This is a genomic window from Pseudomonas sp. Hp2, from assembly GCF_006386585.1.
GTDB classification, from domain to species: Bacteria; Pseudomonadota; Gammaproteobacteria; order Xanthomonadales; family Xanthomonadaceae; genus Pseudomonas_S; species Pseudomonas_S boreopolis.
This window is the reverse complement of sequence record NZ_VAHJ01000007.1, coordinates 83,368-109,687: the sequence shown is the minus strand read 5'-3', so window position 1 is coordinate 109,687 and position 26,320 is coordinate 83,368. Positions and strand designations below refer to the sequence as shown.

Below are 26,320 nucleotides of genomic sequence, written 5' to 3'. Positions count from 1 at the left end.
CCGGGTAATGACCACGCGGAGCCGTGCCATGTTGCGATTCCTTGCCGTGTCCACCCTGCTGCTCGCCAGCCCGGCGCTGTACGCCGACACCCGCCTCGGCAATGTCCGCTGCGACGTCGAAAGCGACTACGACCTCACCCTCAACGATCGCAGCCTGATCCTGATCAAGCAGGACGGCGCGCCCCGGCGCATCGTGATGCGCCAGGGCCGGATGTTCGTCGACGACGCGTGGGTGGCGCTGTCGAAGGAGGACGGCGAGCGGGTCGCCGCATTCGAGCGCGAGACGCGCCAGACCGTGCCGCTGGCGCAGGAAGTCGGCCGGCAGGCGGCCGACATCGCGTTGACCGCGCTCGGCGAGGTCGCGGCCGGGTTCAGCCGCGATCCCGCCAGGACCCGCGACCAGCTCGGGCAGGTGCGCGACAAGCTCGACGCGCGCCTGCGCCAGGACTTCAGCGGCGGCAAGTTCACCGAGGTGGACATCGACGGCGAGATCGGCTCGCTGGTCGAGGAGCTGCTGCCGCAGGTGATCGGCGATGCCGTCGCAGGCGCGGTGCAGGTCGCGCTGGCCGGCGGCGAACCGCGGTTGCGCTCGCTGGACGGGCTGGACGCACGCATCGAGAAGATCGTCGAACCGCAGGCGCGCAGGCTCGAACCGCTGGCCTTGCGCCTGTGCCAGCGGATGCAGGCGCTGGACGCCCTCGACAATGCGCTGGCGTATCGTCTCCCTTCGGGCGCACCGCTGGATCTGTTGCGCGTGGAACTGAAGTCGCGCGATGCCGGCGATGCCAAAACGGAATGAGGGCCATGCCATTTGCGCAGCTTTCCCGGCAATGGTTGGCGCTGCGCCCGCGGCCGGCCACAATAGGGGTTTCCCATCAGTTGCCGGAGTACCGTAATGGCCGAAATCAAGGAAGCACTTGTCCCCGATATCGGTGACTACAGCGATGTTCCGGTGATCGAAGTGCTGGTGTCGGTCGGCGACACGGTCAAGAAGGACCAGAGCCTGGTCACGCTCGAGTCCGACAAGGCGACGATGGAAGTGCCCTCGTCGGTGGCCGGCGTGGTCAAGGAGATCAAGGTCAAGGTCGGCGACACGCTGTCGCAGGGCAATGTCGTGGCGCTGATCGAAGCCGCCGAGGAAGGCGCCCAGCCGGCCGCGAAGGCCGCCGCCCCGGCGCCCGCGGCGAAGTCCGAGCCGGATCCGGCTGCGCCGGCGAAGGCCGAGGCCGCCAAGCCCGCCTCCGGCGGCGTGGTCGAGGCGCGCGTGCCGGACATCGGCGACTACACCGACGTGCCGGTGATCGAGGTGCTGGTGTCGGTCGGCGACACGGTCGCCAAGGACCAGGGCCTGGTGACGCTCGAGTCGGACAAGGCGACGATGGAAGTGCCCTCGTCGGTGGCCGGCGTGGTCAAGGAAATCAAGGTCAAGGTCGGCGATGCGTTGTCGCAGGGCAGCATCGTCGCGCTGATCGAGGCCGAGGGCGCCGCCGCGGTGCCGACGCGCGGCGTGGCGTCCGCCGAGACCGGCGCCCAGGTCGCGCCGGTGGCGTACCCGGCCCAGCCCGACCGGCTCGCCGAGCGCGAGATCCGGCAGGAGCAGGCCGCCCCGGTGGCGGCGGCGCCGTCCGCCGGCGCGCCGAGCACCCCGCCGGTCACGTTCGACGCCGACAGCGTGCTGCCGTCGAAGGTCCCGTACGCCAGCCCGGCGGTGCGCGTGTTCGCGCGCGAACTGGGCGTCGACCTGAACCAGGTCAAGGGCACCGAGAAGGGCGGCCGCATCACCCGCGAGGACGTGCAGAAGTTCGTCAAGGCCGCGCTGAGCGGCGGCGTGCCGGCCGCGGCCGGCGGAGCCGCCGCGGCGGGCGGCGGCCTCAACCTGCTGCCGTGGCCGAAGGTGGACTTCGCCAAGTTCGGCGAGGTCGAGACCCAGCCGCTGTCGCGCATCAAGAAGATCTCCGGCGCCAACCTCGCCCGCAACTGGGCGATGATCCCGCACGTCACCCAGTTCGACCAGGCCGACATCACCGAGCTGGAAGAACTGCGCGTGCAGCTCAACAAGGAAGCCGAGAAGGCCAAGTCGGGCGTCAAGCTGACCATGCTGGCGTTCCTGATCAAGGCCAGCGCGGCCGCGCTCAGGCAGTTCCCCGAGTTCAACGCCTCGCTCGACGCGGGCGGCGAGAACCTCACGCTCAAGAAGTACTTCCACATCGGCTTCGCCGCCGACACACCGAACGGCCTGGTCGTGCCGGTGATCCGCGACGTGGACAAGAAGGGCGTCAACCAGATCGCGCAGGAGACCGCCGAGCTGGCCAAGAAGGCGCGCGACGGCAAGCTCGGCCCGGCCGACATGAGCGGCGGCTGCTTCTCGATCAGCTCGCTCGGCGGCATCGGCGGCACCGCGTTCACGCCGATCGTCAATGCGCCGGAAGTGGCGATCCTGGGCGTGTCCAAGTCCTCGATCCAGCCGGTCTGGGACGGCAAGCAGTTCGCCCCGCGCCTGATGCTGCCGCTGTCGCTGAGCTACGACCATCGCGTCATCGACGGTGCGCTGGCCGCGCGCTTCACCACCTACCTGAGCCAGGTGCTGGCCGACATGCGGCGCGTGCTGCTGTAACGAGGCGCCGCGCCCGCTCCGGCGCCGCCTGGCGCCGCCCCTACACATGCTGCAATACCCGTCGCCGCGACCCGGCGGCGGGGCAATGAGGAGAATCCCATGGCGGAGATCGAGGTCAAGGTTCCGGATATCGGCGACTACAGCGACGTGCCGGTGATCGAAGTGCTGGTGGCCGTCGGCGACACCGTCGCCAAGGACCAGGGCCTGGTGACGCTGGAGTCGGACAAGGCCACCCTGGAGGTGCCGTCCTCGGCGGCCGGCGTGGTCAAGGCCCTGAAGGTCAAGGTCGGCGACACCCTGTCGCAGGGCGACGTGGTCGTGGTGCTGGACAGCGAGGGCGAGGCCGCCGCCAAGCCGGCGCCGGCCAAGGCCGAGGTCCCGGCCAGCAAGCCGCCGGTGACCCCGTCGCACCGCGCGCCGGACCCGGCGGTGGTCGCGCAGGCGCTGCCGTCCAGCGGCCGCAAGGCCGACATCGAATGCCGCATGGTCGTGCTCGGTGCCGGCCCCGGCGGCTACACCGCCGCGTTCCGTTCGGCCGACCTGGGCATGGATACCGTGCTGGTCGAGCGCTACGCCTCGCTCGGCGGCGTCTGCCTCAACGTCGGCTGCATCCCGTCCAAGGCGCTGCTGCATGCCGCCGCGGTGATCGACGAGGTCGCGCATGCCGGCGATTTCGGCGTCGAGTTCGGCAAGCCGAAGATCGCGCTCGACAAGCTGCGCGAGTACAAGGAAAAGGTCGTCGGCACCCTGACCAAGGGCCTGGCCGGCATGGCCAAGCAGCGCAAGGTGCGCACCGTCACCGGCGTGGCGAAGTTCGTCTCGGCCAACGAGCTGGAGATCGCCGGCGCCGACGGCAAGACCCAGTTGCTGCGCTTCGAGCAATGCATCATCGCCGCCGGCTCGCAGGCGGTGAAGCTGCCGAACTTCCCGTGGGGCGACCCGCGCGTGATGGATTCCACCGACGCGCTGGAGCTGGCCGAGGTGCCCAAGAAGCTGCTGGTCGTCGGCGGCGGCATCATCGGCCTGGAGATGGCCACCGTGTACAGCGCGCTGGGCAGCCAGGTCACCGTGGTCGAGTTCATGGACCAGCTGATGCCGGGCGCCGACAAGGACCTGGTCAAGCCGTTGGCCGACCGCCTGAAGAAGCAGGGCATCGAGGTGCACCTGAAGACCAAGGCCGCCAGCGTCAGCGCCGACAAGAAGGGCATCACGGTCAGCTTCGAATCGGCCACCGAGGGCGAGAAGCCGGCGCTGGAGCAGGGCACCTTCGACCGCGTGCTGGTCGCGGTCGGGCGCGCGCCGAACGGCAAGAAGATCGATGCCGAGAAGGCCGGCGTGCAGGTCACCGAGCGCGGCTTCATTCCGGTCGACCGGCAGATGCGCACCAACGTGCCGCACATCTTCGCGATCGGCGACATCGTCGGCAATCCGATGCTGGCGCACAAGGCCACGCACGAAGGCAAGCTCGCCGCCGAGGTCGCCTTCGGCGAGAAGAAGGAATGGGTGGCGCGGGTGATCCCGTCGGTGGCCTACACCAACCCGGAAATCGCCTGGGTCGGCGTCACCGAGACCGAGGCCAAGGCCAAGGGCCTGAAGGTCGGCGTGGCCAAGTTCCCGTGGGCCGCCAGCGGCCGCGCGATCGGCATCGGCCGCACCGAGGGCTTCACCAAGCTGATCTTCGACGAGGAGACCCACCGCGTGATCGGCGGTGCCATCGTCGGCGTGCACGCCGGCGACCTGCTGGCCGAGATCGGCCTGGCGATCGAGATGGGCGCCGAGGCCGAGGACATCGGCCACACCATCCACGCCCATCCGACCCTGAGCGAATCGGTCGGCATGAGCGCCGAGGTCTACGACGGCACCATCACCGACCTGTACATCCCGAAGAAGAAGTAGGCGGAACGCTTCCGCCGGACGCGACGACGCCCCGCCTGCCGGGGCGTCGTCGTTCCTGGGGTGCCGGTCCCGGGCGGCGCGGGCATAATCGGCTTTCGACCACGCATGGAGCGGTGCGGATGCGACGGAAGATCGCGATGGCGTTCCTGGCCTGGGCGGGCACGGCCATGGCGCAACCGGCGGGCGACCCGGCCCTCGCGGCGGCGCTCGCCCAATGCCCCGGGGCCGCGGAGTTCGTCCGCGTGCATGGCCATCCCTTGCAGCGCAAAGGCCCCGGCACGGAAACCGCGCCGCCGAGCGAGCCGGAACTCCGCCGGCAATTGCTGGACATGGAACGGATCGACCAGGAGGCCCGCAACGGCGATTGGTCGCAAGCGGCGGTGCAGCGGATGGCCGAGGTCGATGCGGCGAACCTTTCCAGGATCAAGCGCATCGTCGCCGACCACGGCGGGCTGCCGGACGTCGCCAAGGTGGGGGAGGACGGCCTGGCTGCCGCGTGGCTGCTGGTGCAGCACGCGGACCGCGATCCCGGATTCCAGGCCGACGTGCTGGCGCGGCTGGCGCCTTTGCTCGACAGCGGACAGGTGACGCCCCGCCAGTTCGCGATGCTGACCGATCGCGTGCTGGCCGCGCAGGGCAAGCCGCAACGCTACGGCAGCCAGCTCCTGGCAGTGGACGGAAAGTGGGTTCCCAAGCCGATGGAGGCGCCGGAACAGATCGACGAACGGCGCGCCGGGATCGGCGAGATGCCGCTGGCCGACTACATCTGCGTCGCCACGCACCTGATGCCTCCGCCCGCCGCGAATCCGTAGTCAGCGGGGCGCCCGCTGCCGGGCGCCCCGCTTCGCACCCCGCCGCCGGTTCAGAAGGCCAGCGTGATGCCCGCCACCGGCCCCTTGAACTCCTGTTTCAGGCCGATGGTCGTCACGGCGTCCTCCTTGCGGTCGACGTCGAGCTTGAACCAGTCGTAGCCGACGAACACGCCGAAGTTCGGCGTGAAGCGGTACTCGACGATCGCGTTGGCGCGGCTCAGGTCGCCGTCGTAGTCGCCGAAGTCGCCCCAGTCGGTGTTGAGGTACTGGCCCTGGATGTTGAACAGCCAGCGTTCGCCCGGATGCGCGGTGAAGCGCAGGCCGACCACCGGCGCGGTGCCGTCCTCCTTCTCGTCGGCGAAGGTGCCGGTATAGAGGTCGCCGAGGTCGGCATAGCCCTTCGCGGACACCTTGGCCCACTCCGCGCCGATCTGCAGGCCGAGGCTGGCGCGGGGCGTGTCCACCACCGAGTAGTCGTAGACCAGGCTGGCCACCTGGTACTTCAGCTCGCCCTTGACGAAGCTGCCCGACGGCACCGTCACGCCGCCGTAGCTGACCGTCTCGCCGAGCGTCTCGCGGCGGTCCTTGTCGTACTTGAAGTAGTCGAAGATCAGGCGCTGGCGCTGGCTGATGCGGAACAGGCCATCCACGCGCGGCTCCCATTCCTTGCCGCCGAACGAGAAATCCTCCGAGCCGGACAGCGATCGCCCGTCGATCTCGGTGTCGCCGCGCAGCGTGTTGTCGTTGTCGATGTTCATCGCGCCCAGGCGCAGTTGGAAACGGTCGTCGCCGTCGGCGGCGTGGGCGAGCGGGATCGTCGCAGCGGCGAGCGCGCATGGCAGGACGAGGGCGAGCAGGTGTTTCATCGGGGGCTCCGTGTTCGATGGCGTGGGCGATCGCGCCCGGAGCTCCGACTATGCAAAGCGCGTTCGTCCAACATCCGTGAAGGTATGGTCTCCCGCTGCCCTCGCGTTCATGGCAGGGTCACGGCGGTGGACGCGTCGTCACGACGGACCGAATGGAGGCGGATCCGCGCGCGGAGCCTTGCGGATCCCGCAAAAGGAAGCCCCGGTTGCCCGGGGCTTCACGGCCTGCCAAGGAGCTGTCGACGAGGAATGGAAGCAGGCCCGCAAGCTCAGACAGGCCGCTTCGGCAAAAGTTCCGCGCGAAAAAACGCTTACAACGAGCGGGTTTGGCGATTTTGCGCCGCAGCAAATCCATGACTTGTCCCGGTTGTCTCGCAAATTGCGGCATTGCTATAATTTCGCGGCTCGACGAGGCGCATCCGCGTCTTACCTCCATCTTCAGGTCAAAGGAACTCACGTGCTGAACCCCGTGGAAACGGGTCGGCGGCTTATGCTGCGCGCAGCGGTATATCCGTTGGTCGCGGTAGCTATAGCCAGTTTGTTGTTCCTTCTGGTGGGAGGCAGGTACGCGTTCGGTGTCGCGCTGACCGGCATCGCCACCGTCGCCGGTGGCTGGGTCGCGGCGCGTACCGCGCTGGGAGGCGGGGTCCAGGCCGCAGGCGCGGCGATGACCCGGCTGGTCCTGGCGATGGTGCTCAAGTGGGTGCTGGTGATCGTGGCGCTTGCGCTGGGCTTTGCCTGGTGGCGGCTGCCTGCAACGGCCCTGCTGGCGGGTATCGCCGTCGCGATGATCTTTCAGGTTCTGGCCCTGGCCAGACGTTGAACCAAATTCAAGTTAAAGGGCTCCGGACAACATGGCAGGCGAGGCACTGACCCCCACCTCCTACATCCAGCACCACCTGCACAACCTGACCGTTCCGCTCAAGGAAGGCAGCAAGTTCTGGGTGCTGCACGTCGATACGCTGGTGATGGCCGTGCTGATGGGCCTGCTGATGGTGTTCGCGTTCTGGCTGGCGACCCGCAAGGCCACCGCCGGCGTGCCGGGCAAGTGGCAGGCGTTCGTTGAGATCTGCCTGGAGTTCGTCGACCGCCAGGCCAAGGACACCTACCACGGCAGCAGCAAGCTGGTGACGCCGATCGCGATCACCCTGTTCTTCTGGATCCTCCTGATGAACCTCATCAAGATGATCCCGGCCGACTTCATCGTCGCCCCGCTGGGCTGGGTCGGCATCCACGCCTGGAAGCCGGTGCCGACCGCCGACGTCAATGCCACCCTCGGCATGTCGATCAGCGTGTTCTTCCTGATGGTGTTCTTCTCGCTGCGCTCCAAGGGCATCGGCGGCTTCGTCCACGAGTTCCTGACCGCGCCGTTCGGCAAGTGGATGATGCCGTTCAACCTCATCCTCAACATCGTCGAGTGGCTGAGCAAGCCGATTTCGCTGGCGATGCGACTGTTCGGCAACATGTTCGGCGGCGAGATCGTGTTCCTGCTGATCTGGGTGCTCGGCGGCGCCGGCGTGTTCGGCGCGATCGCCGGTGGCGCTTTCGGCTTCGGCTGGATGCTGTTCCACCTGCTGGTCATTCCGCTGCAGGCCTTCATCTTCATGATGCTGTCGATCGTGTACCTGAGCCTGTCGGAAGACAGCCACTGAGTTTCGCTGCACCCTTCATCCGCTTCATCACCCTTAAGCAACTTCGTTCCTGGAGAAAACCATGTACCTCGCCGTCCTGACCAACCTCGCCCAAGTCCAGAGCTCCACCGTCCTCGCCGTCGGCATCATGATCGGCCTGGCCGCGCTGGGTGCTGGTCTCGGTCTGGCCATCATGGCTGGTAAGTTCCTCGAGTCGGCTGCCCGCCAGCCGGAGCTGATCCCGGTGCTGCAGGTCCGCATGTTCATCACCGCCGGCCTGATCGACGCCGCGTTCATCATCAGCGTCGCCGTCGGCCTGCTGTTCGCCTTCGCCAACCCGCTGGTCGGCGAGTTCGTCTCGCGCCTGCCGCAGATCGGCGGCTGATCCAGCGATAGCGGGATGTGGCCGGAGCGCCTGGCGCGCTCCGGTCGCGGATGAAGGCCCGGCCTGCGCCGCCACGGCGGCGCGGCCACCCGTAACTATCGATTGAGCGACCCATGGACATCACCTTTACCATCATTGCCCAGGCGCTGGCCTTTGCTGGCCTGATCTGGATCGTGGCGACCAAGATCTGGCCGCCGCTGCTGAAGGCCATCGAGGAGCGCCAGCAGAAGATCGCCGAAGGCCTGGCCGCGGCCGATCGCAGCCAGAAGGACCTGGCGCAGGCGCAGGAAAAGGTCAACGAGGCCCTCAAGGACGCGCGCACCAAGGCCAACGAGATCATCGACCAGGCCCACGCGCGCGCCAACCAGATCGTCGAGGCCGCCAAGTCCGAAGCCATCGCCGAGGCGAACCGGCAGAAGGAACTGGCCCAGGCCGAGATCGAGGCGGCCGCCACCCGCGCCCGCGAGGAACTGCGCAAGCAGGTCTCCGCGCTGGCGGTGAGCGGCGCCGAGAAGCTGCTCAAGCGCGAGATCGATGCGAACGCGCACAAGGCGCTGCTCGACGAACTGGCCTCGGAGATCTGATCGATGAGCCAGGCTTTGACCCTTGCCCGTCCCTACGCGCGCGCCGCCTTCGCGGTCGCGCGCGACGAGGGCGGCTTGGCCGCATGGTCGCAGGCGCTGCGCTTCTCCGCGCAGGTCGCCGCCGACCCGCGCGTGGCCGGGCTGCTGGCGAACCCGGAGCTCGACCGGTCGCAGGCGATCGCGTTGCTGGCCCCGGAAGCGGCCGGCGAGTCGTTCGTCCGCTTCCTCGGCGTGCTGGCGCAAGCCGGGCGCCTGGCGCTGCTGCCGGAGGTCGCCGGGCTGTACGACCAGCTGCGCGCCGAGGCCGAGCGCGTGGTCAAGGCCACCGTGACTTCGGCCGGCGAACTGTCGCAGGCCGAACTGGACAAGATCGTCGCGGCGCTGAAGAAGCGCTTCGGCCGCGAGGTGGAGGTCACCACCGCGGTCGATGCCTCGCTGATCGGCGGCGCGGTGATCGACGTGGGCGACGTGGTGATCGACGGCTCGCTCAAGGGCAAGCTGGCGCGCCTGCAGAACTCGCTCGCGAACTGAATTCACTTGAACGCACGGCCCTGGCGGCCGGCACCTAGGACTGAACGATGGCAACCACGCTCAACCCCTCCGAAATCAGCGAACTGATCAAGACCCGCATCGAGCAGGTCAAGCTGTCCGCTGAATCCCGCAACGAAGGCATCGTGACCAGCGTGTCCGACGGCATCGTGCGCATCTTCGGCCTGGCCGACGTGATGCAGGGCGAAATGATCGAACTGCCGGACAACACGTTCGCGCTGGCGCTGAACCTGGAGCGCGACTCGGTCGGCGCCGTGGTGCTGGGCGACTACGAGCACCTGCGCGAGGGCGACGTGGCCAAGACCACCGGCCGCATCCTGGAAGTCCCGGTCGGCCCGGAGCTGCTGGGGCGCGTGGTCAACGCGCTGGGCGAGCCGATCGACGGCAAGGGCCCGCTGGGCGCCAAGCTGACCGCGCCGGTCGAGCGCGTCGCGCCGGGCGTGATCTGGCGCAAGTCGGTCGACCAGCCGGTGCAGACCGGCTACAAGTCGGTCGACGCGATGATCCCGATCGGCCGCGGCCAGCGCGAGCTGATCATCGGCGACCGCCAGACCGGCAAGACCGCGATGGCGATCGACGCGGTGATCAACCAGAAGGGCACCGGCATCAAGTGCGTGTACGTCGCGATCGGCCAGAAGGCCTCGACCGTGGCGAACATCGTGCGCAAGCTCGAGGAGAACGGCGCGCTGGCCCACACCATCGTGGTCGCCGCGACCGCGTCCGAGTCTGCCGCGATGCAGTACATCAGCGCCTACGCCGGCTGCACCATGGGCGAGTACTTCATGGACCGTGGCGAAGACGCGCTGATCGTCTACGACGACCTGTCCAAGCAGGCCGTGGCCTACCGCCAGATCTCGCTGCTGCTGAAGCGCCCGCCGGGCCGCGAAGCCTACCCGGGCGACGTGTTCTACCTGCACTCGCGCCTGCTGGAGCGCGCCGCGCGCGTGTCGGCCGAGTACGTGGAGAAGTTCACCAACGGCGAGGTGAAGGGCAAGACCGGTTCGCTGACCGCGCTGCCGATCATCGAGACCCAGGCCGGCGACGTGTCCGCGTTCGTGCCGACCAACGTGATCTCGATCACCGACGGTCAGATCTTCCTGGAAACCGACCTGTTCAACGCCGGCATCCGCCCGGCCGTGAACGCCGGCATCTCGGTGTCGCGCGTCGGCGGTTCGGCCCAGACCAAGATCATCAAGAAGCTGTCGGGCGGCATCCGCATCTCGCTGGCCCAGTACCGCGAGCTGGCGGCCTTCGCGCAGTTCGCCTCGGACCTGGACGAAGCCACCCGCAAGCAGCTCGAGCGCGGCCAGCGCGTCACCGAGCTGATGAAGCAGAAGCAGTACGCGCCGATGTCGATCGCCAACCAGGCGCTGTCGATCTACGCCGTCAACGAGGGCTACCTGGACGACGTGCCGGTGGGCAAGGTGCTGGCGTTCGAGGAAGGCCTGCACGCCCACTTCGCCAATACCCAGGGCGCGCTGATCGAGAAGATCAACGCCACCGGCGCGTGGGACAACGAGATCGAGGCCGCCTTCAAGAAGGGCATCGAAGAGTTCAAGACCACCGGCAGCTGGTAACCCAGCGTGATTCGTGATTCGTGATTGGTGATTCGCAAAGGCGCTTGCCTGGCGGATTCCACCACGAATCACGTATCACGAATCACTAATCACGGCGAGCGAAGCGAGTATGGCAGGCGGACGCGAAATCAAAACCAAGATCAAGAGCGTGCAGAACACCCGCAAGGTGACGCGCGCGCTCGAAATGGTCTCGGCCTCCAAGATCCGCAAGGCCCAGGACCGGATGAAGACCTCGCGCCCGTACGCGCAGGCGATGAAGCAGGTGATCGGCCACCTGGCCCAGGCCAGCACCGACTACCAGCATCCGTTCCTGGTGGCGCGCGAGCGGGTCAAGCGCGTCGGCTACATCGTGGTCTCCTCCGACCGCGGCCTGGCCGGCGGGCTGAACAACAACCTGTTCCGCAAGATGCTCGGCGAAGTGCGCCAGTGGCAGGACAAGGGCGCCGAGGTCGACGTGGTGACCATCGGCCAGAAGGCCTCGACCTTCTTCCGCCGCATCAAGGTCAACATGGTCGGCAGCGTCACCCACCTGGGCGACACGCCGCACGTGGAGCAGCTGATCGGCGTGATCAAGGTGATGCTGGACGCGTTCACCGAGGGCCGCGTCGACCGCGTCTACCTGGTCTACAACCACTTCGTGAACACGATGACGCAGAAGGCCAGCTTCGACCAGCTGCTGCCGCTGCCTGCGTCGGAGGCGAAGGTGGCCCACCACGACTGGGACTACCTGTACGAGCCCGATGCCGCGACCGTGCTGGAGCACGTGATGACGCGCTACATCGAGTCGCTGGTGTACCAGGCGGTGCTGGAGAACGTGGCTTCCGAGCATGCCGCGCGCATGGTCGCGATGAAGGCGGCCAGCGACAACGCCAGCAAGCTGATCGGCACCCTGCAGCTGGTCTACAACAAGGCCCGCCAGGCCGCGATCACGCAAGAAATTTCCGAAATCGTCGGCGGCGCCGCCGCTGTCTAAGGCGCGCAGTCAAGTATTCATCTAGAGGATCCATCAATGAGTCAGGGCAAGATCGTTCAGATCATCGGCGCGGTCGTCGACGTCGAATTCCCCCGCGGTGAAGTGCCGAAGGTGTACGACGCGCTGAAGGTCGAGAACACCGCCATCACCCTGGAAGTCCAGCAGCAGCTCGGCGACGGCGTGGTGCGCGCGATCGCCCTGGGCTCGACCGACGGCCTGAAGCGCGGCCTGGTCGCCACCAATACCGGCAAGGCCATCGCCGTGCCGGTCGGCGCCGGCACCCTGGGCCGCATCATGGACGTGCTCGGCAACCCGATCGACGAAGCCGGCCCGATCGATGCCAGCACCACGTGGGAAATCCACCGCGACGCCCCGAGCTTCGACGAGCAGGCCTCGGCCACCGAGCTGCTGGAGACCGGCATCAAGGTGATCGACCTGATGTGCCCGTTCGCCAAGGGCGGCAAGGTCGGCCTGTTCGGCGGCGCCGGCGTCGGCAAGACCGTCAACATGATGGAGCTGATCAACAACATCGCCAAGGCGCACTCGGGCCTGTCGGTGTTCGCCGGCGTGGGCGAGCGTACCCGCGAGGGCAACGACTTCTACCACGAGATGGCCGAGTCCGGCGTCGTCAACCTGGAGGTCCCGAAGGACTCCAAGGTGGCGATGGTCTACGGCCAGATGAACGAGCCGCCGGGCAACCGCCTGCGCGTCGCGCTGACCGGCCTGACCATGGCCGAGTACTTCCGCGACGAGAAGGACGCCAGCGGCAAGGGCCGCGACGTGCTGTTCTTCGTCGACAACATCTACCGCTACACGCTGGCCGGTACCGAGGTTTCGGCGCTGCTGGGCCGCATGCCGTCGGCGGTGGGCTACCAGCCGACCCTGGCCGAGGAAATGGGCGTGCTGCAGGAGCGCATCACCTCGACCAAGACCGGTTCGATCACCTCGATACAGGCCGTGTACGTGCCCGCGGACGACCTGACCGACCCGTCGCCGGCGACCACCTTCGCGCACCTGGACTCGACCGTGACCCTGTCGCGCTCGATCGCCTCGCTGGGCATCTACCCGGCGGTGGACCCGCTGGACTCCACCAGCCGCCAGATGGACCCGCTGGTGATCGGCGATGAGCACTACAACACCGCCCAGCGCGTCCAGCAGACCCTGCAGAAGTACAAGGAGCTGAAGGACATCATCGCGATCCTGGGCATGGACGAGCTGTCCGAGGAGGACAAGCTGGCCGTGTCGCGCGCGCGCAAGATCGAGCGCTTCTTCAGCCAGCCGTTCCACGTGGCCGAAGTCTTCACCGGCTCGCCGGGCAAGTACGTGCCGCTGAAGGAAACCATCCGCGGCTTCAAGGGCATCGTGGACGGCGAGTACGACCACCTGCCGGAGCAGGCGTTCTACATGGTCGGCACGATCGACGAGGCCGTCGAGAAGGCCAAGAAGATGGCCGAGAAGGCCTAACAGCCGGGATTCGGGATTTGTGATTCGTGGTTCGTAGGAGCGGTGTTCTTGGGGTGGCGAGGTCTTTGGCTTTCGCCAATCACGAATCCCGAATCACGAATCACGTTCCGAACGCAGTGAGGGACACATGAGCACCATCCGTTGCGACATCGTCAGCGCCGAGCAGGAGATCTTCCACGGCGAGGCGACCCTGGTCGTGGCCACCGGCGAGCTGGGCGAGCTGGGCATCGCGCCCAAGCACGCGCCGCTGATCACGCGACTGAAGCCGGGCAAGGTGGTCGTCACCACCGCCAGCGGCGAGCAGCTGGATTTCGCGATCTCCGGCGGCATCCTCGAGGTGCAGCCGCAGGTGGTGACCGTGCTGGCCGACACCGCCATCCGCGCCGAGGACATCGACGAGGCCGCGGTGCGCAAGGCCAAGGAAGAAGCCGAGCGCATCCTGGCCAATCGCGGCGAGGCGATGGACGTGGCCGAAGCCCAGGCCAAGCTGGCCGAGGCCGTGGTCCAGCTGCAGGCGCTGGAGCGCCTGCGCCGCACGCTCAAGCACTGAGCACCCGCCAGGCGCCCGTTCGCGGGCGAAACGGTTGTCGCGATGCCGGCCTTGCGCCGGCATCGTCGTTCAGGGCGCCGGCGTTCGCTGAGCGTTCGCACAACGCGGCAACGCACGGTGCAGGCGGAGCGGCGAGCAGGCGGGGCAAGATGGCGCGTCGCCGCACCCGCGGCATCCCCCGTTCCCGGAGATCGACGCCATGAACGTGCATTTCCCGCCATCGCGCAAGATCGCCGCGCTGGCCTTGCTGGCGCTTGGCCTGGGGCTGTCCGGTTGCGGGCAGGCGCGCGATGCGCCCACGGCGCTTTTGCCGTTGCTGGAGCGGTTGGCCGAGCGCAATGCGATCGGCGACCAGGTCGCGTTGAGCAAATGGGACAGCGGCAAGCCGGTGCTGGACGCCGCGCGCGAGGCGGCGGTGCTGCAAAGCGTACGCGAGCAGGCGCCGGCGCACGGGCTGGAGCCCGAACCGGCCGCACGCTTCTTCGCCGCGCAGATCGAGGCCAACAAGCTGGTGCAGTACCAGTTGCTGGAACGCTGGCATCGGATGGGCCATGCCCCCGATCGGCCCCGGCCGGACCTGGCGGCGCTGCGCGCCCGCCTGGACCGGCTGCAAGGCGAACTGCTCGATGCGCTGGCACGGAGCGCGTCGCTGCGGGCCAGGCCCGACTGCGCCTCGGCCGTCGCCCGGGAGGCGGCGGCGTACGCTCGGCAGAGGCGGCTCGACGACGTGCATCGTGTCGCGCTGGGCCGCAGCCTTGGCGATTTCTGCCAATGACCGCGGCGCTGGCGGGCGCGGCCTTCAGCGATAGACCAGATGCCGGTTGAGGAAGAACGAGACCACGGCCAGCGCGCCTTCGACCAACGGCTTGGCCAGCCAGGCCCATTGCAGGCCAAGCGAATGGGTGGTCACCGAGAGCAGCCAGGTGCTGACCGCGGTGAGCGCGATCCACATCAGGGCGAAGCGCTGCAGGCGCTGCCAGCCGAGCCGGGCGCCGTCCGCTTCTGCGAAGGTGTAGCGCCCGTTGAGCCAGAACCCGAGCATGGCCCCGCTGACGCGGCCGAGCAGGTTGCCGCCGGCCACCGGCATGCCCAGCGCCGTGGCGGCGACGAACACGGCCCAGTCGAGCAGCAATTGCAGCAGGCCGACGAGGATGAATTGGCCACCCTGGCGGAGCAGTTTCATGCGATGCGTTCCAGGCGAGGGACGCCATGCTAACCGCGAAACCGTAGAATCCGCAGCAATCCATGGAGAAACGCCGCACATGAGCCTGCCCCTGCACGTGATCATCCTGGCCGCCGGCGAAGGCAAGCGCATGAAGTCCGCGCTGCCGAAGGTGCTGCAGCCGCTGGCCGGCAAGCCGATGCTGGCGCACGTGATCGACACCGCGCGCGAGCTGCAGCCGGCGGGCATCCACGTGGTCTACGGCCATGGCGGCGAGCAGGTGCGCGCGGCCTTCGCCGACCAGCCGGACCTGGTCTGGGCCGAGCAATCGCGGCAGCTCGGCACCGGCCATGCCGTGCAACAGGCGATGCCGGGCGTGCCCGACACGGCGACGGTGCTGGTGCTCTACGGCGACGTGCCGTTGATCCGGGCCGAGACGTTGCGGCGCCTGCTGCAGGCGCCGGGACGGATCGCGGTGCTGGTGGCGGACCTGGCCGACCCGACCGGCTACGGGCGCATCGTGCGCGACCTGGAGGGCAAGGTCGCGGCGATCGTCGAGCAGAAGGACGCGGACGAGGAGCAGCGCCGCATCCGCACCGTCAACACCGGCATCGTCGCGGTCGATTCCACGGCACTGGCGCGCTGGCTCTCGGCCCTGTCCAACGACAACGCGCAGGGCGAGTACTACCTGACCGACATCTTCGCCAGCGCTGCGGCCGAGTTCACCCCGGCCGAGCTGGTGCACGTGGACGACCCGCAGGAAGTGGAAGGCGCCAACGATCCCTGGCAGCTCGCCCAGCTGGAGCGCGCCTGGCAGCTGCGCGCCGCGCGCGCGCTGTGCCAGGCCGGCGCGCACATGGCCGACCCGGCGCGGGTGGACCAGCGCGGCCGCGTGACGGTGGGACGCGACGTGCGCATCGACGTCGACGTGATCTTCGAAGGCGAGGTGGAACTGGCCGACGGCGTCAGCGTCGGGCCGTTCACGCGCTTGAAGGACGTCAAACTCGGTCCGGGCACCGAGGTGCGCGCGCACTGCGACCTGGAGGGCGTGACGACCGAGGGCGCCGCGCTGATCGGCCCGTTCGCGCGGCTGCGCCCGGGCACGGTGCTGGCCGACGGCGTGCACGTCGGCAATTTCGTGGAGACCAAGAAGGTCGTGCTGGGCGTGGGCAGCAAGGCCAACCACCTAACCTATCTCGGCGATGCGGTGGTCGGCAGCAAGGTCAACATCGGGGCCGGCACGATCACCTGCAATTACGATGGCGTGAACAAGTCGCGGACCACGATCGGCGACAACGCGTTCATCGGCTCCAATTCGTCGCTGGTGGCGCCGGTCGAGGTGGGCGAGGGCGCGACGCTGGGCGCGGGCACGGTGCTCACGCGCAGTGCCCCGGCAGGCAAGCTGACCGTGGCGCGCGCGCGCCAGCAGACCGTCGATGGCTGGCAGCGTCCCAGCAAGAAGTCCTGAGCCGCGGCTCGCGCGGGCCGACGAACTGGACGCGCTGCTCGCGATCGAGCGGCGCGCCGGCGAGCTGCTCCGGGGCCACGAGGCCCATGCGGTGTTCGCCGGGCATTGCCTGGACCTGGCCAGCCTCCGGGCCGGCCTCGCGCGCGGCCAGTTGTGGCGGGTGGAAGCCCGGGGCGAAGTGGTCGGCTACCTGCTGGGCGGCGAGCTCGACGGCGCCTTCCACGTGCTGCAGATGGATGTCGATCCCGGCCATGGCCGCCAGGGACACGGGCGAAGGCTGCTGCGGCATGCCTTGGCACGGGCGAGGGCGCAAGGGTACCGCGAGGCGCTGCTGACCACGCTTGCCGACGTGCCGTGGAATGCCCCGTTCTACGCCAGCGAGGGTTTCCGGCCGCTGCCTTCCGGGCAGTGGGGGCCGGGCCTGCGCCAGGTGATGGCGGAGGAGGCCGCGCTCGGCTTCCCGATGCACCTGCGCGTGGCGATGTGGCGCCCGCTCTGACGCGCCGGGCCCGCTAGGCCGGCAGCAGCAGCGTCACGCACAGGCCGCCGTCCTGGCGGTTCTGCAGGGCGATGCGCCCACCATGGGCTTCGACGATCTCGCGCGTGAGGGCCAGGCCGAGGCCGGTGCCGTTGCGCTTGGTCGAGTAGAACGGCATCAGCGCGTTCTGCAGCACCGCCTCGTTCATGCCGTTGCCGCGGTCGAGCACCTCGATCCGCAGCCATTGCGGCAGGCGGGTCAGGCGCAGTTCCACGTCCTCGTTCGGCGGCGTGGCCTCGGCGCAGGCCTCGTGGGCGTTCTTGAGCAGGTTCAACAGGGCCTGCTCCATCTGCACCACGTCGATGCGGCTGCGGATGTCGCCGGCGTCCTCGCGCAGGTGGAACGGGATGTGCTGGTGCAGCCGCGCCAGGAAGCCGGCCCAGTCGATCTCCTGCAGCTGCGGTTGCGGCAGCTTGGCGAAGCGCGCGTAGCCGCGGATGAAGCCCTCCAGGTGGCGGGCGCGCTCCTCGATGGTGCCGAACACCTCGCCCAGGCGTTCGGTCTTCTGCCGCTTGACCAGTTCGTTGCCGGAATGCGCCAGCGAGGCGATCGGGGCCAGCGAGTTGTTGAGCTCGTGGCTGATCACGCGGATCACCTTCTTCCAGGTCTGCACTTCCTGCCGCCGCAGCTCGGCGGTGAGGGTGCGGATCAACAACAGCTCGTGCTCGCGCCCGTTGAGGTGGAAGCTGCGGCGGGCGAGGTGGAACACCTGCTCGTCGTCCTCGTCGCCGTCCGGCTCGCGCACCGCGAACAGGCTGTCGCCGCCCCGCGCGAGCGCCTGGCGCAGTTCCTCGGGCATCTGCTCGAGCAACTGGTCGATGCGCTCGCCCTCCAGCCGGCGGCCGCCCTGCAGGAGCTTGCGCGCGGCGAGATTGGAGAAGGTGACGCGGCGGATGCCGTCGCCGCCCGCGGCGACCAGCAGCATCGCGACCGGCGTGTTCTGTACCATCGCATCCAGCATCAGCTCGCGCTGCACCAGGTTCTGGCGCTGCTGGCGCAACACCTCGCCCAGGTCGGCATGCGCCTGCACCAACTGGCCGAGTTCGTCGTCGCCATGCCAGTGCACGCCGAAGTTGTATTCGCCGTCGCGATAGCTGCTGGTGGTGCCGGCGAGCGCGCGGAACAGCGAGCGCATCGGCGCGGTGGCGCGCCGCAGCACCCACCACATCAGGCCGAGCAGGACCACCGCCGAGATCGAGGCGACTTCCCAACCGCGATCCAGCCAATAGGCCAGCAGCCACGGCATCGCCGCCGCCAGGCCGAGCACCGGCAGCAGCCTGAGGAACAGGTGCAGGGTGAAGGAGCGGACGCGCATTCCCATCACGGCGACTTGATGCCGTACCGGTCCATGCGCCGGTACAGCGCCTGGCGGCTCAGGCCGAGCTCGGCGGCGGCCTGGGCGATGACGCCGCGCGCACGCGCCAGGGCCGCCTCGATGCGCTCGCGGTCGGGTTCCTCGGCATTGACGGCCGGGCGTACCGGGGCCGGACGGGGCAGGTTGAGATCGTCGGCCTCGATGCGCTCGCCGGTGGCGAGCAGGCTGGCGCGCTGCATCACGTTGCGCAGCTCGCGCACGTTGCCGGGCCAGCCGTGGCGCTGCAAGGCGGCGCGCGCCTGCAGCGAAAGCGGCCTGTCGCCGCCGAGGAAATGCTCGGCGAGCGGCAGGATGTCGCCAGGCCGCTCGGCCAGCGCCGGCACGGCGATCTCCACGGTGTTGAGGCGGTAATAGAGGTCCTCGCGGAACGTGCCTTCGCGGATCATCGCGGTGAGGTCGGCGTTGGTGGCGCTGATCACGCGCACCTTGACCTGGCGCTCGCGGTTGGAGCCGAGCCGCTCGAACCGGCCGGTCTCCAGCACGCGCAGCAGCTTCATCTGCCCGGCCAGCGACAGGTTGCCGATCTCGTCGAGGAACAAGGTGCCGCCGTCGGCGGCCTCGAACTTGCCCTCGCGCGCCTTGTTGGCGCCGGTATAGGCGCCCGCCTCGGCGCCGAACAGCTCGGCTTCGATCAGCTCGGCGGGGATGGCGCCGCAGTTCAGCGCGACGAACGGACCGCGCTTGACCGACGAATTGGCCTGGATGATCTCGGCGATCTTCTCCTTGCCGGCGCCGTTGGGGCCGGTGATCAGCACCGGCAGTTCGGAACGCGCGACCTGGCAGGCCAGGGCGATCGCGCGCTCGCTGGCCGGGTCGGCGAACACCGCGCCGCGCAGGTCGTAGCGCTCGGCCAGTTGCTGCCGACTGCGCTCCTCGCGGTTGCGGCGGCGATCGAGCTCGCGCCGCGCCTCGGACAGCTCCAGCAGGTTGTTCACCGTCGCCAGCAGCTTGGTGTCGTCCCACGGCTTGGCGATGTAGTCGGCGGCCCCGGCCTTGACCAGCTCGACCGCACTGTCCAGGTGGGTCCATGCGGTGAGCAGGATCACCGGCAGGTCCGGGTGGCGCCGGCGGATCTGCGCGAACAGCGCCTGGCCCTCCTCGCCGGAGGTGGTGTCGGCGGTGAAGTTCATGTCCTGGATCACCAGGTCGAACGGCTGCGCGTCCAGCAGCGCCAACCCGGCCTGCGGGCTGTCGGCGTACTGGCTTTCGATGTCGTGCAGCGAGAACAGCACTTCCAGCGCCGTGGCCACGGCGGTGTTGTCGTCGATGATCAGGACCTGGGACATGGCGGATCGGAACGGGCGGGACGTCATCGTAACGGCTGGCAACGCACTTCGGTGCGACCCCGGCGCCAGGCTCGCCTAGGCGCCACGGGTGGCGACGGCGGGCGGCAGTGCCGCGGCACGCCTGGCCGGCCAGAGGACGGCGCATTGGCCGAGCGCGAGCAGCACGCCGGCGCCGACCGGCAACCATGTCCAGGGCAGCCGGGGCAGTTCGTAGTAGCTCATCAGGGCATTGTTGGCGAGTACGGCCAACGGCAGCCCGAGCAGCACACCGGTCCCGGCGACCAGCAGGTTCTCCAGCAGGAAGTGCCGCAGTATCTGTCCGCGCGTGGCTCCCAGGGCGCGGCGGATACCGATCTGGCGCGTACGCTGCTCGACCCAGTAGGCGGTCAGGCTGGCGATACCGATCGCGGTGACCAGCAACACTACGACGCTGACGGTGCCGAGCAGCCACACCGCCGCGCGGCGCGGCCTGAAGGCCTCCTGGCGGAGATGCTCGTAGCTGGCGACCGCGGGCGGGATGCCGGGAACCAGGGCGCCGCCGAATTCCCTCAGCAGGACGCCGGGGATGGCCGATTCCAGTGCCGTGCGCCGGGAGGGGTCGGTCCGCACCGCATACGACAGCACGGGTGTGCCGGTGATGCGCGCGGGCATCAGCAGCGCGTGTTCGGCGCGGCCGTCGTCCAGTTCGCCCATCTGGTAGCGCAGCAGGTGGCGGACGATGCCGACGACGATCTGCCGATGCGGATCGTCGCGGTCGCCCAGGCGCGCGCCGAGCGCATTGCCGTCCGGGAACAGGTGGTCGGCCAGGGCCTCGGTCAGGATGACCGGGGTCAGCTTGGGACGCTCGCTGGAGAGATCCATGTCGAAGTAGTCGGTCGGTTCGAAGTCGCGGCCGCGCGTCATTTCGAGTCCCAGCGCACGTACCAGGTTCTGTCCTGCGTAGACGCTGGCGTTGGTGGTGGGGCCTCCTTCCGCGCCCACGTCCAGCGTGAAGCTGATGGTCTGGCGCATCGGCACGCCCACGCTGGGCGCCACCTCGCGCACGCCCGGCAGCGCCCGCAGGCGCTGCGCCCCGGCCTGCACCTGGGACGCGGTCCACTGGCCTTGGCGGGCGATCAACTGGTCGACCACGAGTACCTGGCGCGGCGCGATGCCATCGGGCACCAGCATCGGTGCCAGTTGCTGGTACAACAGGAACAGCGCATTGACCAGGATCGCGGTGGCGCAGACAACCTGCAGCGCGATCAGGAACGGCATCAGGCGTTGGCGGCGAAGGGCGGCGACGATCGGGAGAATGGCGGGCATCGTGGTTCCGGGGTGTCCTGGATCGGCTGCGTGCCTAGAGACTCTTCACTTGCAGCGCCGGCTCCAGGCGCGCCGCGCGCCAAGCCGGAATGAGCCCGACCAGCAAGCCGGTGGCGAGCGACAAGGCAAAGAGGGCGAGGTACAGCGATGGCTGCAGGCGGGCCATGTCGGTGTAGCCGCGGTCCTGCAACCGCACTACCCATAGAGCGAACTGCGTGAACGGCAACGCGAGCAGGCCTCCGAGCACACCGGCCATGCCGGCTTCGACCAGGCACTGCGCCACGATAGCGCCGCGCGGCGCGCCCAGCACGCGGCGTACGCCGAGTTCCGCCGAACGGTGCAGGAAGCGGGCCGCCAGCAGGCCGGCGACATTGATCATGCACAGCGCCAGCAGGCCGAACGCCAGCCAGAGATTGAGGCGCACGTTGGCAGGCACCACGCGATTGAGCGACAACCACTCGGCCATGCCGTACAGCTCCGCGCGAGGCGCACGCTCGAATGCCCCGCTGGCATGGCGATCGCGCGCGAAGTCCAGCAACGCGTCGCGGTAGGCCTGCGCCCGTCCGGCGTCGTCCAATTGCGCCCAAAGCACCAGCCAACGACAGGACTGGACGTCCAGCGCGTCGAAGCGTAGCCCGTCCGGGCCGGTGTCGTCGCAGATCCGGCTGCCCATCGGCGCGACGCCCGCATCGAGCGCGGCCGGTACCGGGACGAACGCTCCTTCGCCGCGCTCGTCGCCCCAGATCTGCCGGTCGTTGCCGGCTTCGAAGTAATGCGCATGCGGACGTGGCGACCAGCGGTCGCTGATGCCGATCACCCTGAACAACGTGTCCTGGATGCGGACGTCGCGTCCGACGCCCTGCTCGGTGCCCAGCACTTTCAGGCTGGCTTCGCGGCTGAGGACGATCACCGGCGTGCGGTTGCGTTCCTCCTCCTGCGTCCAACTGCGGCCATGCAGCATCGGGACGCCGAACATCGAGGTCATCGGCCCGATGGCAAGCACGGCGCTGAATTCGCTGCCATGCGCGCCATCGGGCGGGGCGAGCATCACCGGCGTGCTGACCAGTGCGGTCTGCGGTATCTCCGGGCGCAGGCGCAACATCGCCTGGGCGTCGCCGAGCTTCCAGAACGCCGGCGGTCGCCTGCCGGCGCCATCGAGCCGTTCGCTGCGCTGCGCCTGGCGCGAATCCGCCCAAGCCAGGTACAGGCGTTGGCTCAGTCCCGGCAGGGGATCTGAAGAAAGCATCGACAGCAGCGTGAGCATCGTCATCGCGGCCGCCAGACCGAGCGCCATCGTCGCCACGGCCAGCGCCATGGTCCGTGGGTGGCGCCGGAAACCTTGCAGGCCCAGGCGAAAAGCGTAGCTCCAGGACACGCGATCTCTCCGATCAGGCGCTGCGCGTGGCCACCGCCGGCGGGATCGCCGCGGCACGGCGCGCGGGCCACAGCACGGCGAGCTGGCCGAGCAGCCACAGCAGCAACGCGCCGATCGGCAGGTACGCCCACGGCAGGCGCGGCAGCTCGTAGCGGTCCATCAGCAGCAGGTTGAGCGAATAGGCGAGCAGCATGCCGAGCACGATGCCGGCGGTGGCGAGCAGGAAGTTCTCCGTCTGGAAGTAGCGCAGGATCTGGTGCCGGGTGGCGCCGAGCGCGCGGCGGATGCCGATCTGCCGGGTGCGCTGCTGTACCCAGAAGCTGGCCAGCCCGACGATGCCCAGCGCGGTGATCAACAGCAGCAGGCTCGATACGCCGATCAGCAGCCAGGCCATGGCGCGGTCGTTGCGGTAGTAGCGCTCGCGCAGTTCCTGCAGGGTGGTGGTCGTCCGCTGCGACACGATGCGCAGCGGGCCCTGCGCCGCCAGCGTCTTCTTGGCGGCCGCCAGCACGGCCTCGCGCTGGCTGGGGTCGGCGACGTTGAGCAGGTAGACGCCGCTGTCGTAGTCGGGCATGCCGGGGAAGATCATCGACTCTTCGTAGCTGCCGGTCTCGCGGTTGTCGCGGGGCTGCGCCAGGCGCGCGACCACGCCGACGACGCGGTGCGGCGTGTCGCCGAAGACGTAGATCGGCTTGCCCACGGCCTGGCCGTCCGGGAACAGGCGCTGGGCCAAGGCCTGGCTGAGGATGACCGAGGGGAATGCGAGCGAACTGTCGTTGGTTTCGTCCAGATCGGTGTACTCGCTTGCCAGGAAATCGCGTCCGGCGACCAACTGCAGGCCGAGCGTGCGCAGCCCGTCCGGGCCGACCATGTAGTTGGTGGAAGTCAGCGTGCTGTTCTGCTGGTTCGGGTCCAGCTTCACGCCACTGTTCCACATCGAACCGCCGAACGGGATCTGGTTGACGATCGTCGCCGTGCGCACGCCCGGCAGCGACCGCAACGCTTCCAGGTCGGTGCGGGTGATGGGCATGGCGTCGCCGTTGCGGTTGACTGCGTTGGCCTTCAAGGCCACCAGATGCGCCTCGTCGATGCCGGAAGGGCGCTGCATGTGGCCGATGCGGTCGCCGATCAGGAACAGCGCGTTGCAGACGATCGCGCAGCTGGCCGCGATCTCGAGCACGATCAGCAGCGCGGCGAGCTTGTGCCGGCTCAGGGATGAGACGATGGGGCGGATGTCCATGGCGGTATACCTGTGCGTCCCTTGGATGGTGGCGGTGGACGGAACGGGACCTTCGCCGCCGCTTGCGCGGCGAAGGCCACTCGGGCTCATTGCGACTTGAGTTGCAGCGCCGGTGCGATCTGCATCGCCCGCAGCGCCGGCAGCAACCCGGCCGCCAGGCTGCTGGCGATCGCCAGGACGAAGGTGGTTCCCAGCATCGACAGGTCCATGTGCACCAGCGCGCCGTAGTCGGTGGGTTGCCTGCGCACCAGCCACAGGCCTATCCACGCCAGGGCCAGGCCGAGGATGCCGCCGGCCAGGCCGATCACCGAAGCTTCGACCAGGCACTGGAACAGGATGTCCCGGCGTGCCGCGCCCAGGGCCCGGCGCACGCCGATCTCGCCGCTGCGGCGCAGGAACTTGGCCAGCATCAGTCCCACCGTGTTGAGCAGGCAGATGCCGAGGAAGCCCAACGCCAGCCATAGTTGCAGGCGCACGTCCGAAGGCACCACCTGGTTGTGGTCCATCCAGCCCATCACGTCGTACAACGCGATGTTGGCGGGGCGCTGGAAGCGCCCGCTGGCATGCTGCTGGGCGACGTAGTTGGCGAGGTAATTGCGGTAATCCGCCGCCTGTGCGGACGAGTCCAGCTCGACCCAGTACTGGATCCAGCTGCAGCCTGCATGCAGACCGTAGTTGCCCTCCGGATCGTCCGGATCCGAATCGCCCCAGCAATCGATGTTGCCGCTGGTGCCCAAGCGCAGGTCGCGCGAAGTGGAGAAGGGCACGAATACCTCTTCGACGTCGCCGTACTGCCGATTGGTCATGTCGTAGAAGCGGGGATTGGGATTCCAATCGTCCAGTACCCCGACGATGCGCAATCCGGTGCCGTTGACCTTGAGCATGCGGCCGACCGGATCGGCCGCTCCGTACAGCTTGTCCGCCAGCGGCTGGCTGATCACCGCCACGCGTGCGCGCGCCTCGTCGTCGGCCACGGTCCAGGGCCGGCCGCGTGCGAACGGCACCTCGAACATCGGAAAGAAATCGGCCGAGGTATAGCGGGAACGCGCCGTGAAGGGCGGCATGTTCGCCACCTCTGGCTCGATCGCCAGGCCGCCGCCGGACATCATCGCCTGGCGCTTGCCGCGCTTCTCTCGCAGCAGCGTCTCCGCGTCCAGGCGGGTGAGCTGCAGCGCCGGCTCGTCGCCGGGGCGATAGCCAGCCAGCGGTCGCGGATCCATCTGCGGATAGAACAGACGTTCGCTCTTGCCCGGGATCGGATCGCCCGACAGCACGTGGAACACCGTCAACGTGGTCATCGAGGTGCCGATGCCGAGCGCGATCGCCAGCACCATCAGCGTGGTGAGGATCCGGTTGCGCTGGAAGCTGCGCAGCGCCAGTTTCAAGTAGTAGGCGAACATGCGGGTCTCCGGCCTAGGCGCCGCGCGTGGCGACGGCCGGCGGCACCGCCGCGGCGCGGCGTGCCGGGCCGAGCACCGAGAGCTGGCCGAGCAGCCACAGCAGCGCCGCACCGATGGGCAGGTACACCAACGGCAGGCGCGGCAGCTCGTAGCGGCCCATCAGCATCTGGTTGAGCGAATAGGCCAGCAGCATGCCGAGCACGATGCCGATGCTCGCCAACAGGAAGTTCTCGGTCTGGAAGTAGCGCAGCACCTGGCCGCGGGTGGCGCCGAGCGCGCGGCGGATGCCGATCTGCTTGGTGCGCTGCTGCACCCAGAAGCTGGCCAGCCCGACGATGCCGAGCGCGGTCACCACCATCAGCGACACGCATACCACGATCATCAGCCCGACCATGGCGCGGTCGTTGCGGAAATACTCGCCGCGGATCTCCTCGTAGGTGCGCTGGCGCAGCACCAGGCGGTTGGGGTCCAGCCGCGTCAGCGTATCCACCGCGGTCTTCAGCAGTTCCTGGCGGCGGCCCGGATCGGCCACGCGCAGGAAGTAGAAGCCGTCGGTATAGGGCAGGCGGACCGGCAGGATCATCGAGTCGCCCTTGCCAGCGTCGGCGCCCCAGATGTTCGGGCGCGCCAGCGTCTCCACCACGCCGACGATGGTCAGCGGGATGTTGCCGGTATAGATCGTCTTGCCGACCGCCGGGCCGTCGGGGAACAGCTTGCGGGCCAGCGACTGGGTGACGATCACCGCCGAGGACACCTTCTCCGGATGTTCGGCCAGCATCTTGTTGACCGCGCTGCCGAGCAGGATCTCGTCGGGCAGGAAGTCGCGGCCGGCGACCAGGCGCAGGCCGAGCGTCTTCACCAGCGTGTCGCCCTGGTACTGGGCCGCGTTGACGGTGTTGTTGGCCTGGTTGGGAACCAGCCCGAGCCCGGTGTTGTTGGAATTGTCGAAGAACGGCACCTGGTTGCCGACGACGGCGTCGGTCACGCCGGGGATGGCGCGCAGCGCGGCCAGGTCCTCGGCCGTGCGCGCATCCTTGTCGGCCTGCTCGCCGATGCCGGCGAGGCTGATCTCCAGCACCTGGTCCTCGACGAGGCCACTGGGTTCGCTGAGCTTGTCGATGCGCTGGCTGATCAGGAACATCGCGTTGCAGATGATGGCGCAGGTCAACGCGATCTCGACGACGATCAGCGCGGCGGCGGTCTTGTGGCGCGACAGCGCGGAAAGAACGGGACGGATGTCCATGGGAATCTCCTGGGCAGAGCGGGCTCT

Annotated in this window: 25 protein-coding genes; 16 read left to right on the top strand and 9 right to left on the bottom strand. The window is 68.6% G+C overall.

The genetic code is table 11. From position 1 onward, the window contains the following. The first annotated feature begins 28 nt into the window (after positions 1-28). The 4 genes from FD678_RS18000 to FD678_RS17985 all read left to right on the top strand — a co-directional run bounded on the left by FD678_RS18000 (position 29) and on the right by FD678_RS17985 (position 5,322). Positions 29-799: a DUF2884 family protein gene (locus tag FD678_RS18000; protein WP_140727251.1), complete on the top strand. Its 771-nt coding sequence runs from the start codon at positions 29-31 to the stop codon at positions 797-799. A 96-nt stretch (positions 800-895) separates the two neighbouring features. Continuing rightward, positions 896-2,614, top strand: coding sequence for a dihydrolipoyllysine-residue acetyltransferase (aceF, locus tag FD678_RS17995; RefSeq protein WP_140727248.1), 1,719 nt, complete (start codon positions 896-898; stop codon positions 2,612-2,614). A gap of 99 nt (positions 2,615-2,713) precedes the next feature. Then, positions 2,714-4,510: a dihydrolipoyl dehydrogenase gene (lpdA, locus tag FD678_RS17990; RefSeq protein ID WP_140727244.1), complete on the top strand. Its 1,797-nt coding sequence runs from the start codon at positions 2,714-2,716 to the stop codon at positions 4,508-4,510. Between the two features lie 119 nt (positions 4,511-4,629). Continuing rightward, positions 4,630-5,322 carry a DUF6624 domain-containing protein gene (locus FD678_RS17985; RefSeq protein WP_140727240.1) on the top strand — a complete coding sequence of 231 codons (693 nt, stop codon included), beginning with the start codon at positions 4,630-4,632 and terminating at the stop codon, positions 5,320-5,322. 50 nt (positions 5,323-5,372) lie between these two features. Here the strand turns inward: FD678_RS17985 and FD678_RS17980 are convergent, their stop codons facing one another. Beyond that, a complete protein-coding gene (locus tag FD678_RS17980; RefSeq protein ID WP_140727237.1) occupies positions 5,373-6,188 on the bottom strand; it encodes a hypothetical protein in 816 nt (271 codons plus the stop codon). A 178-nt stretch (positions 6,189-6,366) separates the two neighbouring features. On the opposite strand from FD678_RS17980, the gene FD678_RS20475 reads away from it, so the two are divergent. The 10 genes from FD678_RS20475 to FD678_RS17930 all read left to right on the top strand — a co-directional run bounded on the left by FD678_RS20475 (position 6,367) and on the right by FD678_RS17930 (position 14,676). After that, entirely contained in the window at positions 6,367-7,011 is a 645-nt protein-coding gene (locus FD678_RS20475) for a hypothetical protein (protein WP_218569829.1), read from the top strand. A gap of 31 nt (positions 7,012-7,042) precedes the next feature. Continuing rightward, complete coding sequence (gene atpB / locus FD678_RS17970) at positions 7,043-7,840, top strand: F0F1 ATP synthase subunit A (RefSeq protein ID WP_140727234.1); 798 nt, start codon at positions 7,043-7,045, stop codon at positions 7,838-7,840. A gap of 61 nt (positions 7,841-7,901) precedes the next feature. Then, positions 7,902-8,204, top strand: a complete 303-nt coding sequence (atpE, locus tag FD678_RS17965) for a F0F1 ATP synthase subunit C (protein ID WP_140727231.1) — start codon at positions 7,902-7,904, stop codon at positions 8,202-8,204. A gap of 113 nt (positions 8,205-8,317) precedes the next feature. Next, positions 8,318-8,788, top strand: a complete 471-nt coding sequence (locus FD678_RS17960; RefSeq protein ID WP_140727227.1) for a F0F1 ATP synthase subunit B — start codon at positions 8,318-8,320, stop codon at positions 8,786-8,788. 3 nt (positions 8,789-8,791) lie between these two features. Next, positions 8,792-9,319, top strand: a complete 528-nt coding sequence (locus FD678_RS17955) for a F0F1 ATP synthase subunit delta (RefSeq protein WP_140727224.1) — start codon at positions 8,792-8,794, stop codon at positions 9,317-9,319. A gap of 47 nt (positions 9,320-9,366) precedes the next feature. Further along, complete coding sequence (atpA, locus tag FD678_RS17950; protein WP_140727221.1) at positions 9,367-10,914, top strand: F0F1 ATP synthase subunit alpha; 1,548 nt, start codon at positions 9,367-9,369, stop codon at positions 10,912-10,914. Between the two features lie 109 nt (positions 10,915-11,023). Next, positions 11,024-11,887, top strand: a complete 864-nt coding sequence (atpG, locus tag FD678_RS17945; protein ID WP_140727218.1) for a F0F1 ATP synthase subunit gamma — start codon at positions 11,024-11,026, stop codon at positions 11,885-11,887. A 36-nt stretch (positions 11,888-11,923) separates the two neighbouring features. After that, a complete protein-coding gene (gene atpD, locus FD678_RS17940; RefSeq protein ID WP_140727215.1) occupies positions 11,924-13,351 on the top strand; it encodes a F0F1 ATP synthase subunit beta in 1,428 nt (475 codons plus the stop codon). A 127-nt stretch (positions 13,352-13,478) separates the two neighbouring features. Continuing rightward, positions 13,479-13,901, top strand: a complete 423-nt coding sequence (locus tag FD678_RS17935) for a F0F1 ATP synthase subunit epsilon (RefSeq protein WP_140727212.1) — start codon at positions 13,479-13,481, stop codon at positions 13,899-13,901. A 199-nt stretch (positions 13,902-14,100) separates the two neighbouring features. After that, positions 14,101-14,676 (top strand): chorismate mutase, encoded by a 576-nt coding sequence (locus FD678_RS17930; RefSeq protein WP_140727207.1) that lies wholly within the window; start codon positions 14,101-14,103, stop codon positions 14,674-14,676. Positions 14,677-14,700: 24 nt separating this feature from the next. On the opposite strand, the gene FD678_RS17925 is transcribed toward FD678_RS17930, so the two are convergent. Continuing rightward, complete coding sequence (locus tag FD678_RS17925; RefSeq protein ID WP_140727204.1) at positions 14,701-15,084, bottom strand: GtrA family protein; 384 nt, start codon at positions 15,082-15,084, stop codon at positions 14,701-14,703. An 85-nt stretch (positions 15,085-15,169) separates the two neighbouring features. On the opposite strand from FD678_RS17925, the gene glmU reads away from it, so the two are divergent. Both glmU and FD678_RS17915 read left to right on the top strand, forming a co-directional pair. Further along, entirely contained in the window at positions 15,170-16,531 is a 1,362-nt protein-coding gene (gene glmU, locus FD678_RS17920; RefSeq protein ID WP_218569839.1) for a bifunctional UDP-N-acetylglucosamine diphosphorylase/glucosamine-1-phosphate N-acetyltransferase GlmU, read from the top strand. After that, complete coding sequence (locus FD678_RS17915) at positions 16,500-17,030, top strand: GNAT family N-acetyltransferase (protein ID WP_140727197.1); 531 nt, start codon at positions 16,500-16,502, stop codon at positions 17,028-17,030. Before glmU ends, FD678_RS17915 begins: the two co-directional genes overlap by 32 nt. Before the next feature lie 13 nt (positions 17,031-17,043). Here FD678_RS17915 and FD678_RS17910 read toward each other — a convergent pair whose 3' ends face one another. The 7 genes from FD678_RS17910 to FD678_RS17880 all read right to left on the bottom strand — a co-directional run bounded on the left by FD678_RS17910 (position 17,044) and on the right by FD678_RS17880 (position 26,293). Further along, entirely contained in the window at positions 17,044-18,384 is a 1,341-nt protein-coding gene (locus FD678_RS17910) for a sensor histidine kinase (RefSeq protein WP_140727194.1), read from the bottom strand. A 5-nt stretch (positions 18,385-18,389) separates the two neighbouring features. Then, a complete protein-coding gene (locus FD678_RS17905; RefSeq protein ID WP_140727189.1) occupies positions 18,390-19,730 on the bottom strand; it encodes a sigma-54-dependent transcriptional regulator in 1,341 nt (446 codons plus the stop codon). A 75-nt stretch (positions 19,731-19,805) separates the two neighbouring features. Continuing rightward, positions 19,806-21,035 (bottom strand): ABC transporter permease, encoded by a 1,230-nt coding sequence (locus FD678_RS17900; RefSeq protein ID WP_140727185.1) that lies wholly within the window; start codon positions 21,033-21,035, stop codon positions 19,806-19,808. A 34-nt stretch (positions 21,036-21,069) separates the two neighbouring features. Continuing rightward, positions 21,070-22,410, bottom strand: a complete 1,341-nt coding sequence (locus FD678_RS17895; RefSeq protein WP_218569828.1) for an ABC transporter permease — start codon at positions 22,408-22,410, stop codon at positions 21,070-21,072. Between the two features lie 13 nt (positions 22,411-22,423). Beyond that, the gene (locus FD678_RS17890; protein ID WP_140727181.1) at positions 22,424-23,650 is read right to left on the bottom strand and encodes an ABC transporter permease; all 1,227 of its coding nucleotides are present in this window, start codon (positions 23,648-23,650) and stop codon (positions 22,424-22,426) included. Between the two features lie 86 nt (positions 23,651-23,736). Further along, on the bottom strand, positions 23,737-25,050 hold the full coding sequence (locus FD678_RS17885) for an ABC transporter permease (RefSeq protein ID WP_140727178.1): 1,314 nt from the start codon (positions 25,048-25,050) through the stop codon (positions 23,737-23,739). Positions 25,051-25,063: 13 nt separating this feature from the next. Further along, positions 25,064-26,293 carry an ABC transporter permease gene (locus FD678_RS17880; RefSeq protein ID WP_140727175.1) on the bottom strand — a complete coding sequence of 410 codons (1,230 nt, stop codon included), beginning with the start codon at positions 26,291-26,293 and terminating at the stop codon, positions 25,064-25,066. Between the last annotated feature and the right edge of the window lie 27 nt (positions 26,294-26,320).

What these genes read in the sequence shown, in the direction of transcription:
- FD678_RS17900 (WP_140727185.1), bottom strand. Translation starts at nt 21,035, where the DNA reads ATGCCCGCCATTCTCCCGATCGTCGCCGCCCTTCGCCGCCAACGCCTG.
- FD678_RS18000 (WP_140727251.1), top strand. Translation starts at nt 29, where the DNA reads ATGTTGCGATTCCTTGCCGTGTCCACCCTGCTGCTCGCCAGCCCGGCG.
- FD678_RS17985 (WP_140727240.1), top strand. Translation starts at nt 4,630, where the DNA reads ATGCGACGGAAGATCGCGATGGCGTTCCTGGCCTGGGCGGGCACGGCC.
- FD678_RS17885 (WP_140727178.1), bottom strand. Translation starts at nt 25,050, where the DNA reads ATGTTCGCCTACTACTTGAAACTGGCGCTGCGCAGCTTCCAGCGCAAC.
- FD678_RS17980 (WP_140727237.1), bottom strand. Translation starts at nt 6,188, where the DNA reads ATGAAACACCTGCTCGCCCTCGTCCTGCCATGCGCGCTCGCCGCTGCG.
- FD678_RS17955 (WP_140727224.1), top strand. Translation starts at nt 8,792, where the DNA reads ATGAGCCAGGCTTTGACCCTTGCCCGTCCCTACGCGCGCGCCGCCTTC.
- FD678_RS17905 (WP_140727189.1), bottom strand. Translation starts at nt 19,730, where the DNA reads ATGTCCCAGGTCCTGATCATCGACGACAACACCGCCGTGGCCACGGCG.
- FD678_RS17890 (WP_140727181.1), bottom strand. Translation starts at nt 23,650, where the DNA reads ATGGACATCCGCCCCATCGTCTCATCCCTGAGCCGGCACAAGCTCGCC.
- FD678_RS17960 (WP_140727227.1), top strand. Translation starts at nt 8,318, where the DNA reads ATGGACATCACCTTTACCATCATTGCCCAGGCGCTGGCCTTTGCTGGC.
- atpB (WP_140727234.1), top strand. Translation starts at nt 7,043, where the DNA reads ATGGCAGGCGAGGCACTGACCCCCACCTCCTACATCCAGCACCACCTG.
- aceF (WP_140727248.1), top strand. Translation starts at nt 896, where the DNA reads ATGGCCGAAATCAAGGAAGCACTTGTCCCCGATATCGGTGACTACAGC.
- atpE (WP_140727231.1), top strand. Translation starts at nt 7,902, where the DNA reads ATGTACCTCGCCGTCCTGACCAACCTCGCCCAAGTCCAGAGCTCCACC.
- lpdA (WP_140727244.1), top strand. Translation starts at nt 2,714, where the DNA reads ATGGCGGAGATCGAGGTCAAGGTTCCGGATATCGGCGACTACAGCGAC.
- atpA (WP_140727221.1), top strand. Translation starts at nt 9,367, where the DNA reads ATGGCAACCACGCTCAACCCCTCCGAAATCAGCGAACTGATCAAGACC.
- atpG (WP_140727218.1), top strand. Translation starts at nt 11,024, where the DNA reads ATGGCAGGCGGACGCGAAATCAAAACCAAGATCAAGAGCGTGCAGAAC.
- FD678_RS17915 (WP_140727197.1), top strand. Translation starts at nt 16,500, where the DNA reads ATGGCTGGCAGCGTCCCAGCAAGAAGTCCTGAGCCGCGGCTCGCGCGG.
- FD678_RS17880 (WP_140727175.1), bottom strand. Translation starts at nt 26,293, where the DNA reads ATGGACATCCGTCCCGTTCTTTCCGCGCTGTCGCGCCACAAGACCGCC.
- atpD (WP_140727215.1), top strand. Translation starts at nt 11,924, where the DNA reads ATGAGTCAGGGCAAGATCGTTCAGATCATCGGCGCGGTCGTCGACGTC.
- FD678_RS17925 (WP_140727204.1), bottom strand. Translation starts at nt 15,084, where the DNA reads ATGAAACTGCTCCGCCAGGGTGGCCAATTCATCCTCGTCGGCCTGCTG.
- FD678_RS17935 (WP_140727212.1), top strand. Translation starts at nt 13,479, where the DNA reads ATGAGCACCATCCGTTGCGACATCGTCAGCGCCGAGCAGGAGATCTTC.
- FD678_RS17910 (WP_140727194.1), bottom strand. Translation starts at nt 18,384, where the DNA reads ATGCGCGTCCGCTCCTTCACCCTGCACCTGTTCCTCAGGCTGCTGCCG.
- FD678_RS17930 (WP_140727207.1), top strand. Translation starts at nt 14,101, where the DNA reads ATGAACGTGCATTTCCCGCCATCGCGCAAGATCGCCGCGCTGGCCTTG.